At 46.2% G+C, this 17,906-nt stretch carries 9 protein-coding genes and 1 riboswitch; of the genes, 7 read left to right on the top strand and 2 right to left on the bottom strand.

Annotated features, from left to right (window positions below; genetic code table 11):
• The first annotated feature begins 96 nt into the window (after window positions 1-96).
• The 3 genes from QZ371_RS07930 to QZ371_RS07920 all read left to right on the top strand — a co-directional run bounded on the left by QZ371_RS07930 (window position 97) and on the right by QZ371_RS07920 (window position 5,631).
• Entirely contained in the window at window positions 97-864 is a 768-nt protein-coding gene (locus tag QZ371_RS07930) for a glycoside hydrolase family 16 protein (protein WP_295211502.1), read from the top strand.
• Window positions 837-1,634, top strand: a complete 798-nt coding sequence (locus QZ371_RS07925) for an alpha/beta fold hydrolase (RefSeq protein WP_295211499.1) — start codon at window positions 837-839, stop codon at window positions 1,632-1,634. Before QZ371_RS07930 ends, QZ371_RS07925 begins: the two co-directional genes overlap by 28 nt.
• 853 nt (window positions 1,635-2,487) lie before the next feature.
• Window positions 2,488-5,631: a prealbumin-like fold domain-containing protein gene (locus QZ371_RS07920; protein ID WP_295211498.1), complete on the top strand. Its 3,144-nt coding sequence runs from the start codon at window positions 2,488-2,490 to the stop codon at window positions 5,629-5,631.
• Window positions 5,632-5,852: 221 nt separating this feature from the next.
• Here QZ371_RS07920 and QZ371_RS07915 read toward each other — a convergent pair whose 3' ends face one another.
• Complete coding sequence (locus tag QZ371_RS07915) at window positions 5,853-6,434, bottom strand: energy-coupled thiamine transporter ThiT (protein WP_295211497.1); 582 nt, start codon at window positions 6,432-6,434, stop codon at window positions 5,853-5,855.
• Window positions 6,435-6,553: 119 nt separating this feature from the next.
• A riboswitch (TPP riboswitch) is annotated at window positions 6,554-6,662 on the bottom strand.
• A 148-nt stretch (window positions 6,663-6,810) separates the two neighbouring features.
• Here QZ371_RS07915 and QZ371_RS07910 point away from each other — a divergent pair.
• Both QZ371_RS07910 and QZ371_RS07905 read left to right on the top strand, forming a co-directional pair.
• Window positions 6,811-7,251 (top strand): immunoglobulin-like domain-containing protein, encoded by a 441-nt coding sequence (locus QZ371_RS07910; protein WP_295211495.1) that lies wholly within the window; start codon window positions 6,811-6,813, stop codon window positions 7,249-7,251.
• Window positions 7,252-7,441: 190 nt separating this feature from the next.
• A complete protein-coding gene (locus QZ371_RS07905) occupies window positions 7,442-10,174 on the top strand; it encodes a glycosyl hydrolase (protein WP_295211494.1) in 2,733 nt (910 codons plus the stop codon).
• A gap of 79 nt (window positions 10,175-10,253) precedes the next feature.
• On the opposite strand, the gene recQ is transcribed toward QZ371_RS07905, so the two are convergent.
• Window positions 10,254-12,518, bottom strand: coding sequence for a DNA helicase RecQ (gene recQ / locus QZ371_RS07900; protein ID WP_295211491.1), 2,265 nt, complete (start codon window positions 12,516-12,518; stop codon window positions 10,254-10,256).
• A gap of 354 nt (window positions 12,519-12,872) precedes the next feature.
• Between recQ and QZ371_RS07895 the strand changes: the two genes are divergently transcribed.
• Both QZ371_RS07895 and QZ371_RS07890 read left to right on the top strand, forming a co-directional pair.
• A complete protein-coding gene (locus QZ371_RS07895) occupies window positions 12,873-15,476 on the top strand; it encodes a GGDEF domain-containing phosphodiesterase (protein ID WP_295211630.1) in 2,604 nt (867 codons plus the stop codon).
• 91 nt (window positions 15,477-15,567) lie between these two features.
• Window positions 15,568-17,901 (top strand): GGDEF domain-containing protein, encoded by a 2,334-nt coding sequence (locus tag QZ371_RS07890; RefSeq protein ID WP_295211488.1) that lies wholly within the window; start codon window positions 15,568-15,570, stop codon window positions 17,899-17,901.
• Window positions 17,902-17,906: the final 5 nt, after the last annotated feature.

Raw genomic sequence — 17,906 nt, 5'->3', positions numbered from 1 at the left:
GATATTTGCATTACGTTTTTGATATAAATATCGTTTCTATTGATTTATAATACTTATAGAAGATAAAAATCTGATATTTATTCGGAGGTAATGAAAATGAAAAAAGTTTTGGCTATGTCGATCATTACAATGATAGTTATGTCTATGGGCAGCTGCGGTGTTTCATCTGACAGCAGCTCTTTGCAAGATGTTAGCAGTAAGGCGGAAACTGAAAGCAATTCTCTATACACGGTTGAGGCAGATTTCAGCAAGGGTGCGTCAAGTGATTTTTCCATTTCAGCGGGGTGGTCAAATGGTGCTCCGTTCAACTGTTCGTGGAGCGAAGATAACGTAACTTTCAATGACGGAAAAATGCAGCTTATCATTGACAGCATGGGCGATTCCGAAGTATATAGAGGCGGCGAGTACCGTTCAAAGGAAAACTATGGCTATGGACTTTATGAGGTATCGATGAAAGCCATAAAGAATGACGGCGTTGTATCATCGTTCTTTACATACACAGGTCCGTCAGAAGATAACCCTTGGGACGAAATAGACGTTGAAGTTCTTGGCAAGGACACAACAAAGGTGCAGTTCAATTACTACACAAATGGCGTTGGCAATCACGAATATATGTATGATCTTGGATTTGATGCCTCGGAGGATTTTCACACTTATGCATTTGAGTGGAAAGAGGACAGCATAACTTGGTATGTTGACGGAAAAGAGGCATACAAGGCAACTGAAAATTTGCCCGTTACGCCCGGAAAAATAATGATGAATGCGTGGAACGGCATTGGCGTTGACAGCTGGCTGAAAGCCTTTGACGGCACAGTTCCGCTTACAGCAGAATATGAGTGGGCAAGGTTTACGGCGGCAGAGTAGAATTTATAAAAAGGGGCGTTATGAGCGTGGATATTCGAGAGAAATATTGTGTATCAGATGGCAAAAACATTTTCGGAAAACTGTATATTCCTGATACTAAGGCGAAGAAATATCCTACTGTGATACTTAGTCACGGCTTTAACAGTATCGGTGATGATATGGCGGATATTGCTTTGACTTTTGCGGAAAATGGCTTTTTAGCATATACTTTTGATTACTGTGGTGGTTCTACACGATCGCATAGTGACGGAAAGACCACGGAGATGAGTATTATCAGCGAACAAAATGACCTTAAAGCTGTTATAGATATGATGAGTGAACTTGATATATCAGACAGCAGACAGATATATCTTTACGGCGAAAGTCAGGGAGGATTTGTTGCTGCACTTACAGCGGCAGAAATGCCTGAGCGTATTGCAGCGATGATACTGCTATATCCTGCATTCTGCATACCTGACCAATGGCTTTCCAAGGATCCTGAAAGTATGGCGAAACCATTTGCCTTTATGGGAGATATGCTGCTTTCAAAGAAATTTTATGATGATGTTCCAAGATATGATGTTTATGATAGAGTTAGTCGGTATAATAGTCCTGTGATGATATTCCATGGTGACAGTGATGAATTAGTTGCTTTATCATATTCCGAGCGATTGAAAACGACTTTTCCTAATGCAAAGCTGAAAGTTATAAAGGGTGCTGGTCACGGCTTTTATGGTGATGACAGGGAATATGTAAAGCGTGTGGCAGTTGATTTTTTTACAACGTTGTAAAACGATTCACATATTACGCTTACTTTTATGTCTTGATTTTTTGCTTAATGATATTGACATTTGAATCGCCCCCATTCGCTAGGTCAAAAATTCTAGCGAATGGGGGCGGTTTATTTTCCACAACATTTTTATTTTTTTCCGCTGCCGCAAGGAAGGTAAATCATTTTTTTGCTCTTGTCGGTGATGAACCATATGTACATTGTATGGTATAATATTAAAAGGTTGAGCCTGTATGGGCGGAAGTTTTTAATGAGGTGCTTGTATGGAAATTAAACGTGATAAATATTTGCAGCAGCTGATCGATTTTTTGTTGGACGATAGTGTAGTGTAAGACGCACAATAGAATTAACCTAAAAATATTTATAGACAAAAAGCAGCCGCAAACCACGCACAAGTGTGGTCTGCGGCTGCCTCGCATTATTTTATGTACAGCCTATCCGCCAATCTGAGGAGTGCAAGCAGGTAGTCAAGGTCGCTTTTCAAAATTGCAGTACGCAAAGTATCTTTCTTACCATTTTATAGCCCTCCATAATATTATTTCCTTCAAATCAATACTTCATACTCTGATTATATTTCAGTTTATTATTTCAATCAATAAAAAATAGGTAAAATAAAGATAAAATCCATAATGCGTTTGGCAATATTGTGTCTCTATGAATTTATTTTCCTTTTTGTCAAAATGTATAATCCAGTATAATTGAAATAACGATATTGTGAAAAATGCCAAAATTTAATTTATTACTGTAATTTTATGCAAATTCTATTGACATATTTGGGACAGCGTATTATAATGATTTTATATTATTAATAATGTTTATTATTAATAGAATTATGGGAAAAGGAGATTTTTGGTATGGAAAAGAACAAGAAGAAACGTCCGCTGTTCAAGCGGGTGCTGTCAACGGTTCTTGCCGCTTCCATTGCTGTCGGCTCAATGGTCACAACTGCCAATGCTGCTGTCAAGTATGAAGTCTCGGCTGAACTGGACAACATCACCAACGTAATGAAGGAATACGGCTTCATTGCATTTGACGACCTCAAGGTCGGCGGACACCAGCATATGAGCTTTGTCACAAGCAGGATCACAGGTCTTGGCTCTGAGCTTTGTATGCGTGATGAGTACGGCGCTACCACAAGCTATGTAAAGGAGTTCGCTGAGCTCAGCGACGGTATGAAGTTCGGCTATCAGAAGGATACTCTCATCGTCGGCGAACAGTATGAGGTAACTTCACAGGGCAATCAGAATTTCATTAACGGCCATAAGGTCGAGTCTGCCGGTACAGTTAGAGCCGATACTGCTGAGAATAAATATATCGACCTCGATACACTCCAGGATAGCTTCGGCGAGTATTCAAAGCAGCTCGCAGCTATGGACGATACCGACGGCATTACTATCGGCGGCCAATGGGACGACCAGAATAAGACCTGGCAGAATATCAATAAGCTGAACGTTACAGCTCAGTCGGGCGCAGTTGTTTTTACTGTCAATAAGGATAACTATTCTAAGCTCAATAACGATACTGTAATCGACTTCACTAAGGATTCCACAGCCGTTGCGATCATCAATGTGGATATGAACGGCCTTGGCACTTCTTGGGATAGAAAGTCCCTCAAGCTCACAGTTGACGGACAGGGAATGTCTCTCGGCGAGGACGTTGCTAAAATGAACGTCAATAGAATTTATTACAACTTCTATGATTCCTCCGCTAAGGACGGCAAGTTTACAGGTTCTGTAAATATGGCAGCCGAGGGCTGGGGCACTATCATCGCTCCATACGGCAGCTATTCCTGCTCAGCTAACTGGTGCGGCGTTATCGCAGCAAGCGATATCAGCGCAAGTGGTGAGCATCATTTCTCAGGTGCTTATAATCCGGTAACTCCGCAGTCATCAAAGCCTGATTCATCATCAGTCGTTGACTCTTCAACTATCGACTCATCATCGAGCACACCCGATTCCTCTATCCCTGAGCCTGTTATCACAGTCAAGGATATCAAGCTTGTAAAAATCGTTGACGCTAACGGCAGCAACGGCGATCAGACAACAGCAGTTTTCGGACTTTATTCCGACGAGAACTGCACAGCAGAGATCGCAAAGGCAAGCCCTGTTCTCGATAACGGCAAGTATGTCGTAACATTTGCAGGCGCAGACCTTGAAGCAGCTGCAAATTATTACCTCAAGGAAAACTCCGCTCCGGAGGGCTATGAAAAGAGCGAAACAGTATTCAAGTGCGCAGTTGACGCAAACGGCGATGTTGTTTACTCAGTCGTAGGCGCAGCTTCAAATGCAGGCGACGTTATCGGAAACGACGGCTATCCTGTATGCGTAAACGTCAAGACACCTGTTGCGCCAAAGACAGCTTCTGTACAGTTCAATAAGGTAACAGCTTCCAACGTTGCACTCGAAGGCGCAACATTCGGTCTTTATTCAGACGGACTTTGCACAACACCTGTTATGAGAGACGGTAAGGCTTACACCTTCACATCTGACGTTAACGGCGTTGTAACTTTCGACCAGCTGGAAGCAGGCACATATTATTTCAAGGAGCTCAGCGCTCCTGCTGGCTATAAGCCAAACACAAAGGTCTATGCCGCAACAGTTTCATTTGACGAAAACGGAACAGGCTGCGTAACTTTCACAGACGGCAAGGATAGCGGACTTTCAAAGCTCGTCGTTCCTAACGACCCTATCACAGCCGAGGCTGTAAAGCTCGTAAAGAGCTATGAGGGAAAGAGCTATGCAGACCTTTCACAGGCTGAAAAGGACGCTCTTATCAATTCCACAGTATTCACACTTTATTCTGATGCCGCTATGACAGACGTTATCGGCATAGGCAAGCCTGTCGCTGACGGCGAACAGTTCGTTGTAACTTTCGCAGACGACAGCAAGATCACAGTTCCAACTGAGGCAGGCGCTTTCAAGCATTACTACCTCAAGGAAACAACTTCACCTGACGGCTATAAGCTCAGCGTGACAGTTTATGATTGCAGGATCGACAACAACGGCAAGGTAACATACAGAGTTGCCGCTGATACGACCGCTGCATACACAGAAGATTTCCCTAAGTGCATAAACTACCTTGCAGCCATCGAACCGGTAGATTCCAGCGAAGCTGATTCAAGCTCAGTTGCTCCCGACGATTCCAGCGATTCAAGCATTGCAGATACTTCAAGCTCAGAGGTTGATACATCAAGCGATACAGATTCCTCAACCGTTGATTCATCATCAAGCGCACCTGATTCAGCAATCACACCTGACACTTCAAGCTCAGATGTTGATTCATCAAGCAAGGCCGACGAGTCCAGCGATATTGATTCTTCAAGCAACGTAGACTCTTCAAGCTCCACAGTAGACAGCTCCAGCTCAGATATCGATTCATCAAGCAAGGCTGACGAGTCCAGCGACGTAGATTCTTCATCAAGCGATGTAGACTCGTCAAGCTCCACAGTAGACAGCTCAAGCTCAGATGTAGATTCATCAAGCAAGGCCGACGAGTCCAGCGACGTAGATTCTTCATCAAGCGATGTAGACTCATCAAGCTCCACAGTAGACAGCTCCAGCTCAGATGTTGATTCATCAAGCAAGGCTGACGAGTCCAGCGATGTAGATTCATCTTCAAGCCAGCCAGACACTTCAAGCTCACCTGACGAGTCAAGCGACACAGATTCTTCAACAGTAGACCCTGTTGATTCAAGTCTCCCTGATTCATCAAGCAGCTCTGAAAGCTCCAGCGATGTTGATTCCAACAGCTCAGCAGCAGATTCATCAAACGTTGACAGCAGCACAGACAGCTCAAGCTCTTCAAACAGCGATGCTTCAAGCAAGACTGACGCAGCTTCATCAAGCAAGGCTTCTGACAAGGGCGTTGCAGGCGCTTCAAACAATAATCCTCACACGGGCGCAGTTGGCTCATTGGGTATCACGGCAGTTCTCATCGCCGCAGCCACAATGTCAATGTACCGCTCAAAGAGGAATGACTCTGACGAGGACGATAAGTAAATAATAAAAAAGCCTCCGTAAATTCACACGGAGGCTTTTTTTGCAGTAAATATGTAGGGGCGAAAACTGTTGTTCGACAAGGCTCACAACAATTTGCGTTCGCCCGTTTGGTCGACTATGTTTTGTCAGACCAAATCCACGACAACATTTGAATATCGCACATAAAAACACCGCTGGCGAATAATTCCCACCAGCGGTGTTTTGTTATGTATTTGTGAGCCTTATGACTTCTGTCCGATAAGCTTTCTTGTCTGCGGAACTTTGAAAAGTGCGAATGCGCCGATACCTGTGAAGATCATTTCGGGGAGCATATAAGAGCCGTTGTAGAGGAAGCTGTAAAGCACGCTGTTGTCGGTTGAGAAGCCGTCCCAAAGCTGTCCGAAGGACTTCCAAATGATAACGCCGCTGAGGAAGTGGCAGACAAATCTGAGGAATACTGCGATTATCGTGCCTGCGAGCCAGCCTGCTGCGCCCTTATTTCTGAACATTCCCGCAAAGCCGAGAACCGTGAATGCGCCGACATAGTCCAAGAAAATGCAGGCGATGAGCATAACAGGGGTCAGTCCCCAAGAGAAAAGTCCGTCCGTTGCGCCCTGAATAAGCTGAACCAGCGAGAACACGAACGCCACGCCAAGGCCTTTCTTTACGCCGTACTTAATACTGAAAACAGCTATCGGCAGCATTGAAAGCAGGGTGATCGAGCCGCCCCAAGGGAGCTTGTACACTCTGATAAAGCTGAGAACTGTTGCCAGAGCGACCATAACTGCGCCCTCAACAAGGGTCAATGTTTTTGAGTTTTTCATATGATAACTTCCTTTCATTTTTCGGAAAGCGCCTGTCTGCGGTCAAAAAAAGCGCATACCCGATAGGGCATACGCAGCAGATCAAAGGATATTGCGATCTTGTTATCACAAAAAAATAAAGCCTCGCCAACACGAGTCCCTTCGCTGGAATTACCCAAATCAGGTGCGGTCAGAGCGTCCATTCGCCCTTTCTCAGCCGAAAAACATTCAGCTCCCGAATTTTCAAGCTTATTATAACACATATCCGCACCAATGTCAACAAATTTCGCCACCTGGGGAAGATCTGCACAAGTCTGTTGACAATCAGACAAATATTTGGTATAATATCTACATAAGATAGGTTTAATTCTGGATATATAACAAAGGGGGAGATACAATGAAAATGACAATGGAAAAGATAAAAAGACTATGTTGTATGGCCTGTGCAGCGGTGATAAGCATTTCAATGCTTGCTGGCTGCGGCAAAAAGTTCTCTCTGCCTTCCGATTATGTTGACCCCAATGACGACAGCGTTACAATAAAGGTCGTTGAAGACTCTGTGACAGATCAAGGCCTGACCCTTGAGATAACGAACAATACAAATATGAACGCAGGATATGGCAAAATGTATATCCTCGAGCAAAAGCGTGACGGCGTTTGGTATCGTGAGGACGAGTCTGATTCCTTTACCGCAATAGGAATAGAACAAAAACCGCTCTCCACGAGGACATTTGATATTACATTCGCTTCCAGACTTGACAAAGGCGAATACAGGATAATAAAGGACGTGGGGGTTGATAAAGAATTTTATACGGCGGCGGAATTTACTGTGAAATAGAACATACAATTTTTGAAGGGCGCAGCGTTATGCTGTGTCCTTTTTGCGGTGCTTCTTAATAAATTGTCTTAAAATTAGGCTCAAAAAGTTGTTTAATATGGAAATGAAATGTGCTAAAATTAAGATATGCAAAAATATTAAAATGCGAAATGTAAGATCAAACAAAAATTTATGATGAGGGAATTATTATATGAAATTCAGTATTAAAAAGATGACCGCTGCTGCCGTCAGCGCAGCAATGCTTGCAACAGGTGCGGCGCAGTTTTCCGTTTTTGCGGATCAAACATTAAAATATGAAGCCGAAAACGGCTCGCTGGGCGGCTCAGCATATATCCAAAGCGATAGCTCCGCCTCGGGCTCAAGATCGGTGCGCTTTACAGATTCAAGCTGCACTTGGACGCAGAAGGTCACAGTCTCCGAAGCAGGCTACTATAATATCCGACTTTACAGCAAGGGCGAGGGCGGCAACAAGGTCAACAATCTTCTTGTCAACGGCGCTAGTGCGGGCACATTCAGCAGCGCATATGGCTCCGCCTACACAGATTCGCTGGTGAGCCGTGTTTATCTGCAAAAAGGTCAGAACACCATCAAAATAACAATGTCTTGGGGCTATTTCTCGCTGGACTACATGACCCTTGAAAAGGTGGATATTTCCAATAGCTACGCCGTTTCAAAGGCCCTCGTGAACCCAAACGCTTCCGAAAGCACTCAGCGCCTTTTCAGCTATATGGCAGACGTTTACGGCAAAAAAGTCATAACGGGTCAGTATTGCGACGGCGGACTTAACGGCATGGAATTTAACGGAATCAAGACCGCAACAGGTCAGACCCCTGCGATGCTGGGTCTCGACTTTATGCGTTATACCCCCAGCCGTGTTGCCAACGGTGATACTTCGGACGCTGTCGAAAAAGCTATCGAATTTTCAAAAGCTGGCGGTATCGTAACATTCTGCTGGCATTGGAACGTCCCCGACAAGTACCTTAAATCGGGCAAAGATTCAAACGGCAATCCACGCTGGTGGGGCGGCTTTTATACCGATAACGTTGATCTCAGAAAGTTTGATCTGTCCAAAATTATGGACGGCTCTGACAAAGAAGCCTATAACGCACTTATGAGCGATGTTGACGCCATAGCAAAGCAGCTAAAGCGCCTTTCTGACGCCGATGTGCCTGTCCTGTTCCGACCGCTCCACGAAGCAAGCGGCGGCTGGTTCTGGTGGGGTTCTGACGGCGCTGCCGCCTATAAAAAACTTTGGCAGGCAATATATGACAAACTCACAAACGAATACAAGCTCGACAACCTCATTTGGGTGTGGAACGGCCAGTCAAAAAGCTGGTATCCTGGCGACGAGTACGTCGACATAATCGGCGAGGATATCTACCCCGGCACAAGAGATTACTCGGCGCAAAGCTCCAAATACCTTGAGGCCGCCGAATGCTCATCAAGCGGAAAGATAGTTGCGCTGACAGAAAACGGCTGCCTTTTCGACCTCGACAAAGCCTTTGAAGCAGGCACAGCTTGGTCATATTTCGGCACTTGGAGCGGCGAATTTTGCATATCAAGCTCTGAAAAATACACCGAAAAAAGTATGTGGAAAAAGGTCTACAACAGCGACTATGCGGTAACGCTCTCGACCCTGCCTGACCTTAAAACCTATCCAATAAGCTGCGACAGCTCCACAATAGCCCTTGATACCACAGAAAAAACGCTTACCTACGGCACAAACTTCACCCTAAAGGCAAACGTTGTTTCCGATACACCGCAGACCATAAGCTGGAAGAGCTCGAATACATCCGTCGCCGCAGTCAAGGACGGCATTGTAACAGCGGTCGGCAAAGGCACGGCGAGAATTTCCGCCACCCTTCCAAACGGCAGAACAGCCTCCTGCATAGTCACGGTTTCCCCAGCAAAGCTCACCGCTTCGGGCGTATCAACAGCGCAAAGCGTAGCTTTCACAGGCAACCCATTGACCCCAGACGTTACAGTAAAGTTCGGCTCGAAAACTCTCCGCAAGGGTGTGGATTATACATTATCTTACAACAATAATACCAACATCGGCAAGGCGACAGTCAGCGTCATCGGCAGGGGCAATTATACGGGGACAGTCCAAGCAAATTTTAATATCCTGCCAGCCAAGCAGACAATGCAGAAGCTCAAAACACGCTATAAAGGCTTTTTCGCCGATTGGGCGCAGAAAGGCTCCGCCACAGGCTATGAGCTGGAATATTCGCAGAACGCAAACTTTGTGGGCAGCTTTGTGAGAAAGCTCACCACAAATAAGCCCGATACCACCACGGTTTACGGCCTCGCAGCAGGTAAGACCTATTACGTCCGTGTCCGCTCATACACAACAGTCGGAGGAGCAAATTACTACGGCGAATGGTCTGATACCAAGTTGGTGACGACCGCAGAAAATGACATCACCAAAGCCACAGTTTCGGGTATCGCCAACAAGACCTACACAGGCAAAGCCATAACGCAGAATATCACAGTCAAGTTCGGCGGCAAAACGCTGAAAAACGGCACGGATTATACGGTCTCATACACCGCAAACAAGGCTATCGGCACGGCGACTGTTAAGATCACAGGCAAGGGCAAATACGGCGGTGTTATCACAAAAACTTTCAAGATAAATCCAGCCAAGCAGGAGATCCAAAAGCTCACAGCAAAGAGCAAAGCGTTCTTTGTTGACTGGGCGCAAAAAGGCTCTGCCACAGGCTATGAAGTCCAGTATGCCACAAATTCGGCGTTCAAAAGCCCATCAAAGATCACGATAACGAACAACAAGACCGACACCAAAACCATCTCAAAGCTTTCGGCGAGCAAGAAATATTACGTCCGTGTCAGAAGCTACACAACGGTCAAGGGCGTAAAGTATTACGGCGCTTGGTCGGCTGTTAAGAGCGTGACGACAAAGAAGTAAATTAATACGGATAAATAAAAAACAACGGGTGAACATTGTTCGTCCGTTGTTTTTGCTTTGTGGAAATTGTTTTGTGCTGTCATTGGCTCAAAATTTCCTTGATATTCTCATAAATAAATTGCTGCGCCGAAGGCGGATAAAGTATGGCCTTGTAACTGTTGCCAAGCTGAGAAATGCGCTCGTGCTCAGTTATTCCTGCCTCGGCGGAAAGTATGGTGGTCTCGAGGTATGATTTGCCGCCGCTGGTGGTCTCGCTGAGATAATTTTCGTTGACCAGCCACTTCTTGACCGCTTTTTTCACGCTGCGCCTGTCGCCGTCCGCACCAAGCTGAGTGAGCATATCGTCGCAAAGCTGAGAAAGGGTGAACTCCTCATCGCTGGTGGTGAGCTCGTCAGCGTGGGCGATGATGAACGCCTTTGTGTCGCTGCCTTTTTCGCCCTTTGCGTGCTTTTCAAGATACCCCTCGGGGATATATTTGTACTCGCCTGCCTGCGGATTTTCTTTCAAATATTTCGTTATCTCCGCCAAGAAATATCGCCCGTAACGCTCCTGCTTTGACTTGCCGATACCCGAAACGTCCAAAAGCTGTATCTGTGTTTTCGGCAGCTTTATGCACATATCTCTGAGAGTTGCATCGGAAAAAATGATATAAGCCGGCAGATTTGCCTGGGTCGCAAGCTGGGTGCGCACATTTTTGAGCCTGTCGAAAAGCTCCCTGTCGAATGAGGTGACTTCTTCGTGATTGACCTTTGTCTTGCGCTCAGCCTTTGGCTTTTCTTTCTGAAACCGCATTTTAACAGCTTTTTTGCCGCTGAGTATCTCGGCGGACTTTCTTGTGAGGGTAAGTGCGCTGAACTCTCCCGAGATTATGTAGTCTTCCGCTTCAAGATAATGTATCAGCCTGCGCATATAAACTTGCGTAGAGCCTCTCATAATGCCGTAAGTCGAAAGGGTCGAAAGCCCGAAATTGCGGACTTTTTCGCTGTCAGAACCCCTCAGCACTTGGCATATCACACCCGAACCGAATGTAAGCCCACGCTGGTGAAGCCTGTAAATGCAGGAAAGTATTTTCTGACAATCCACCGTCACGTCAACTTCCTCCGACTCACCGAAATCGCCTATACAGCCCGAACAATTTCCGCAAGGGTGCGCCTGCTCCTCGCCAAAATAGTTGAGGATAAATTCACGGAGACAGCCCGTGGTGTTGCAGTAATCTGTCATCTTTTTCAAGCGCATAAGATCACGCTTTTTTATCATTTCCTGCGCCTCATCGTCCAGTTCGGGATTATCCCCCGAATTGTTGATAAGAAATTTGTTTGTCACAACGTCCTGACCGCTGTATAAAAGCACGCAGCGTGCGTCATTTCCGTCACGACCTGCACGGCCTGCCTCTTGGTAATAGCTTTCGATATTTTTCGGCATATTGTAGTGGATAACATAGCTGACGTTTGACTTGTCAATGCCCATTCCGAAAGCGTTTGTCGCCACCATAACCTGTATGCGGTCGTAAATGAAATCGTCCTGATTGCGGCGGCGCTCCTCGTCAGAAAGTCCTGCGTGATAGCGTGAAGCCTTGTAGCCGTCGGCGCAAAGCTTTTCGCAAACCGTCTCAACGTTCTTTCGGGTGGAGCAGTAAATTATTCCGCAGCCGTCCTTGTTTTCCTCCACAAGTCGCAGGGTCTCACGATATTTGTCACGAGGGTGAGAAACGCCGAAATAGAGATTTTTTCGATCAAACCCCGTCGTTATGGTGAAAGGGTCTCTGAGCCGCAGCATTGCCGCAATGTCGTTTTTGACCTCTTTAGTCGCCGTCGCCGTGAAAGCCGATATCACAGGGCGATAGGGAAGCCGTGCGATAAATTCGGGTATCTTCATATATGATGGTCGAAAATCCTGTCCCCATTGAGAAACGCAATGTGCTTCGTCCACCGCCACCATAGATATTTTCACAGAGTTCGCAAGGGATAAAAATGAAGCCGTCTCAAGCCTTTCGGGTGCGGCGTAGATTATCTTGTACATTCCACGCTTGGCGTTTGAAAGGGCAGTCTCGTATTGACTTGCGGTCAGCGATGAGTTGAGATAAGCCGCCCTCACCCCCGATTGAATGAGCGAGTTGACCTGATCTTTCATCAGCGAAATAAGCGGCGAGATAACCACAGTTATGCCGTCAAACATAAGAGCAGGTATCTGATAGCACATAGATTTGCCTGCGCCCGTTGGCATAACGCCGAGACAATCACGCCCCGAAAGAATATTGTCTATTATCTCCTCTTGACCGCTGCGGAACTGGGTGTGCCCGAAGAAGTCACGGAGGACGGAAAATTTATCGTTGAAATCTGTCATTAGAATTAAACTTCCTTGCTATGAAAATATCGCATACATATTTATTATACAACAGTTTGCGACCAAAGTCAAACACCGTAGGTGCGAACATCGTTCGTCCGTTTTCTATCAACGCCCTGTCATATATTGACACCATTATATCCGCAAAAAAAGAATATACATTCGTCCTCTATCGGTAAGTTCAATAATTTTTTTCTGAGTATTTTGTGCTTTATAACGAGAGCTGCGCTATTGTAATTTTTCCGTCTTCGTGCTATAATTAGAGTGTGTGAAAGTGTGCCCATTTGGTGAACTTTCACAGATTTTGAGGATAATATCGCAGAAGGGAGGCGCAGGAAGTTTCCTGCGGTGAGTATGATCAAAGAATGCGAAGATAAAAAATTATGGAATAAGTATTTCGGCGAAGCGTGGGAAGCAGTCTGCGCTATGTGGAAAAATATCGGCGGCTTTGTTATGGATAAAAACGCAGGCATTGCCTATGTTGACGATAACGCCATAACTCTGTTCGGGCTGAAAGAGCGCCCCGACTGCAAAAAGCTCAGAGAGGTTCTTGAACTGCTGTCACGTTCGCAGAAAGGGTTCGTTATGCCTCTGGAAACAAAGCTTCTTGATACTCCTGAGGGCGTAACAGCAGGCTTTGTCTATATCCCGAAAGGCCATATACATATCCAGCACGATTGCGGCAGACCTGTTGTCGCCCAGTCTGAACTTATGGGATATCTCTCAAAGGCGGACGAAAAAACGCTTCTTGCACTTGTGAGGCTTGAGGGTGACGAAAAGCTCATCGAGGCTGATATCTGCCTTGATTCAATACTTTCGGCGGTGTGTAATGTGCTGCCCGAAAACGCCGTGCTTTCGCAGCATTCTTCGGCGCAGTTTTGGATAACAGCGGCGGATTTTGAGGGCGACCCTAAACAGCTTGCAAAGAGCATAAAACACTCTGTTGAAAATAGCTGCCTTGCCGATGAGTTTGGCATTCACGACCTTGCGGATCATTCTATGACTGTCACCGCAGGAATAAGCGTCGGTTTTGCCGCACCAAGCGACCTTATCCACGCCGCAGGCTATGCACTTTATGAGGCAAAGGCAAAGGGCGCAGGCGGTAGCTGCGTGTTCACTCCCGAACAGTATGCGAAGCAGAAAAACGAGATACAGGATATCAGGGCCTTTTCAGAACTTCTTGATAAAAACCTGTTTACATATCATTTTCAGCCGATCGTAAGCGCTTCCACAGGCGATATCGTGGCTTATGAAGCGCTTATGCGCACAAAGGGCGATATCTCGCTGAACCCCTTGCAGATACTTGAATCCGCAAGCCGTTTCGGCAGACTTTACGATATCGAAAGGGCGACTATCGGCAATACGCTGAAATATCTCAGCAAGCACCAGTCGGATTTTGAAAACAAGCGCCTTTTCATAAACTCAATTTCCTCGCATATGCTAACAGAAGAGGATTTTTGCGAGTATGAGAACGATTTCGGCGAGCTTCTTGAAAAGGTCGTAATCGAAATGACCGAGCAGACTGAGATAAGCGACCGTGACCTTGAAAGAATAAGATCACGGCTTGACAAGAACAATATGAACCTTGCCATTGATGATTACGGCACAGGTTATTCCAATACATCGAACCTTATGAGATACGAGCCAGAGATCGTCAAGATCGACCGCTCACTTGTAACAGGTATCGACAAGAACCATAAAATGCAGAAGATCGTCTCAAAGATCATCGAATTTCTACATGCCAGTGGCTGCACAGCTCTTGCCGAGGGCGTTGAGACCAAGGAAGAACTTCAGACAATGATCGGCTTCGGCGTTGACCTTATCCAAGGCTATTACGTTTCAAAGCCAAAGCCTGTGCTGCTTCACGGCATTTCCGACAATATCAAGGACGAGATAATCCAGTTCAGTATGGAAGCTTCGGAAGGTCAGAAGATATATCACGCTGCTGACGGCGACTGTATCGACCTTGAAAAGCTTCGCCATGATAAGTATTCTTCCATATTTATCGGCTCTGGCAGAGTAACGCTATTCGGCGGCAAGGAAAAAAGTATGCCAATGACTGTCGCCGTCAAGGATAGAAGCGACTGCACCATAACGCTCAAAGACGTGTCTTTCGAGTCACCGGACGATCAGCCTGACATAAGGCTGGGCAACGGTTCAAAGGTCAAACTCATTTGTAGCGGAAAGAACCGCCTTTCAAAGCGTGGAATACTCGTTCCCGAAAGCGCTGAGCTTGAAATAAGCGGCTCGGGCGACCTTGAAGTGTTCTCAGAAGTGCTGGATTGCTACGGCATCGGCACGACCCATAAGCAAAGCTGCGGACGGATCGTCATCGCTATGGCAGGCGACCTTTACGTCAAGACCAACGGCGAAAACTGTATCGGTATCGGCGGTGGAAACTGCGAAAAGGGCGTTGTGATAAAAAGCGGCGCAATAGATATAAACGCAAGCGGAAATAGCTGCGTTAGTATCGGAAGCTTCCACGGAAAGGCTGAGCTTATGCTTGAAAACCTTTATTGCCACATCAAAATGTCTTCTGATGTTGCGGTGGGCGTTGGCTCTCTTGATGGCGAAAGCAACATAAAGATCAAAAACTATAAACTTGACAGCACCATTTCCGGCAGAAATCTTACGGCTGTCGGCACGCTCCATAATAGCGGCGGAAGCATTGAAATGCGTGACGGCAGGGCGGATATCGTTGTGAAGGGCCAGAATATAAACTGTATCGGCACAAGAAACGGAGCGGTGGATTGTTCACTTTACAGCTCTGTGATAAAGATATATTGCGAGGGTGGCACAGTATCAGGCGTTGGAGATATGATGGGCAGCGGGAACATCACCGCAGATCGTTGTTCGTTCGATATCACATTGCAAACAGGCGACGGCTGGGGGATCGGCAGTAAAAACGGCGCTTGTGATCTTGCCGACTGCGTTAAGGATATAAAAATAAACAGATAAAAACCATAGAAAATAATACGAGGGATAAAAACACCTGATGAATGAAACAGGCAAGTTTGGGGCTATATTGCATTAATCGGAGGAAGTTTTTATGGAAAACAACGCTGCAAAGCGCAGGAGGATAAAGATCGGGCTTCTCGTCAGCCACCTTGAAGATGACTTTGACGACGCAGTCTGCGAGGGAGCAATGATCGGAGCGGAGCAGGCAGACGCTGATCTGGTCATATTTCCGGGAAGATATATTGACGGCGAATATGCGGACACACTTAGGACCGTCTATGAATATCAGTATAACACGCTGTTCGATATGGCGGCAATGAACCGCTTTGACGTGCTTATAATCCTTATCGGCACCTTGGGAAGTCACCTTGACAGCGAACACAAAGCACAATTTTTGAAAAAATTCGGCAACACTCCAGTTATAACGGTGACAGCCCATATCGACGGCTATCCCTGCATAATGGTGGATAATAAAACAGGTATGCGTGAGGCGATAAACCACCTCATCAAGTTCCACGGCTGCAAGAAGATCGGTTTCGTCAGCGGCCCGAGAACCAGCGAGGACGCTGTTGAAAGGCTGGGCGTGTTTAGAGATACCCTTGCCGAAAATAATTTGGAAGCCAGCGATAACAGGATAGTTTACGGCAATTTCTCGAAGTTTTCAAACGATGTTGTGGGCGATCTTCTCGACCGCAACCCCGATCTTGACAGCATAGTTTTTGCCAACGATCAAATGGCTATCGGCGGCTACAAGGCTATGGAAGAACGTGGCATTCGTGTTGGCAAGGACATTCTCGTTACAGGCTTTGACGACGACCCTGCCGCTGAAAAGCTTTCGCCGCACCTTACTACTGTCAAGGCAGACCCTGCCGATCTCGGCTATAACGCCGTGCTTGGGGCCTGCAACTATGTTATAAACAAGACTATACAGAATGATAAGATACCTTCATCGCTCATAAGGCGAAATTCCTGCGGCTGTCAAGGCAACGTCAGCCCACGGGATATGGGTTTCTGCGACTGCGACAGAAGTGCAGTCTTTGCGGAACAGATGTGCGAATTTCTCTTCTCGAAATATCGTGCCAGCGACTGCACACTCATTATGCGTGAAAAGTTCAGACGCATTATACTTGCGCTGGATAAATACGCCACCGACGAACACCTTTCCAACGATGAGGAGAAGAGCAGGATAATAGATATGTTCGCCGACCTTTCGGACAAGGATTTCTTTGACTATGTGAACTTCGATCTGCTCTATGCGGCAACGGAATTTGTTCATCAGAAGCTCATAATGCACTTTAAAGACCCTGTCAAGCACCTTATCTTAAATCAGACCTTCATTCAGATATACAAGATAATCGCAGAGCGAAATGCCGCCTGTTGCAAGGAAAAGCTGGATGATAACGAGTTTCTCGCTTGGCAGACAAATTCTATCACCCGTGATATGCTGGTGTTTGACGCCTATGATGACAGGGCTTATGAGACGGTGGTGGATAAGCTCACAAGGCTGCACCTTGATTCAAGCTATCTGTTCAGCTTTGAACCTGCGCTGACAAACAAGGCTTCCGACACTTGGCAGCCGCCGGAGTATGTTTACTTAAAGGCTTATCACAATCGGGGCGACGCTATACAGCTTGCGCCGGAAGATCAGCCTGTCAAGTATAAAGAGATATTTGCAAACAAATTTCTGCCGCAGGACAGACGATACACTATCGTGGTATCGCCGCTGTTCTCAAATGAAGAGCATTACGGAATACTTTTCAGCGAACTTAGGCACGAGTATTTCAATTATTTGCAGTCCATAACAGTTCAGCTTTGCGCTGCGCTGAAGATCATTACACTTATGAAGCAGCAGAAGTTCATCGAGCGCCAGCTTCAGAAGAGCCTTGTTGAGATCAAGGAAAATAACCAGCTTCTTAGCGACCTTTCAAAGCAGGACGAGCTTACGGGCTGCTTTAACAGGCGTGGTTTCTTTGAGGAAGTCCGTAAACGTCTCAGCGATGAGAAAAACGAGGGCACGCAGGCGATAATGGTCTTTGCTGACCTTGACTGCCTCAAGACCATAAACGATAAGTTCGGTCACGAGGAAGGTGACTTTGCGCTGATATCGGCAGCGGAGATACTCAAAAGTTCCTTCGGCAATAACGAGATCGTGGGACGTATCGGCGGCGACGAGTTCGTTGTGTGCGCATTTATGGGTAAGCAGGTGGATATACCTGCGCTGAGAGATCATATTGAAAATGTTTCAATGGAATATAATCTCAAACACGGCGTAAATAAGCCTTTTATCGTCCACACAAGCGTTGGCGTTTACCCATTTATCGCAAAGGACACCCTTGAGATCGGCGAACTGCTCAGCCACGCTGATACGCTGCTTTATGAAGAGAAAAAGCACAAACGCAGCGTGCTGAAAAGCGATTACGAATAATAATC

This window comes from Ruminococcus sp. (assembly GCF_019423705.1).
GTDB lineage: Bacteria > Bacillota > Clostridia > Oscillospirales > Ruminococcaceae > Hominimerdicola.
Note: the sequence above shows the minus strand (reverse complement) of the source record. Positions and strands in the feature narration are given on the sequence as shown.

Excerpts from the sequence above, each read along its gene's own strand:
- QZ371_RS07890 (WP_295211488.1), top strand. The coding sequence starts at position 15,568 with ATGGAAAACAACGCTGCAAAGCGCAGGAGGATAAAGATCGGGCTTCTC.
- QZ371_RS07895 (WP_295211630.1), top strand. The coding sequence starts at position 12,873 with ATGATCAAAGAATGCGAAGATAAAAAATTATGGAATAAGTATTTCGGC.
- QZ371_RS07930 (WP_295211502.1), top strand. The coding sequence starts at position 97 with ATGAAAAAAGTTTTGGCTATGTCGATCATTACAATGATAGTTATGTCT.
- QZ371_RS07905 (WP_295211494.1), top strand. The coding sequence starts at position 7,442 with ATGAAATTCAGTATTAAAAAGATGACCGCTGCTGCCGTCAGCGCAGCA.
- recQ (WP_295211491.1), bottom strand. The coding sequence starts at position 12,518 with ATGACAGATTTCAACGATAAATTTTCCGTCCTCCGTGACTTCTTCGGG.
- QZ371_RS07910 (WP_295211495.1), top strand. The coding sequence starts at position 6,811 with ATGAAAATGACAATGGAAAAGATAAAAAGACTATGTTGTATGGCCTGT.
- QZ371_RS07920 (WP_295211498.1), top strand. The coding sequence starts at position 2,488 with ATGGAAAAGAACAAGAAGAAACGTCCGCTGTTCAAGCGGGTGCTGTCA.
- QZ371_RS07915 (WP_295211497.1), bottom strand. The coding sequence starts at position 6,434 with ATGAAAAACTCAAAAACATTGACCCTTGTTGAGGGCGCAGTTATGGTC.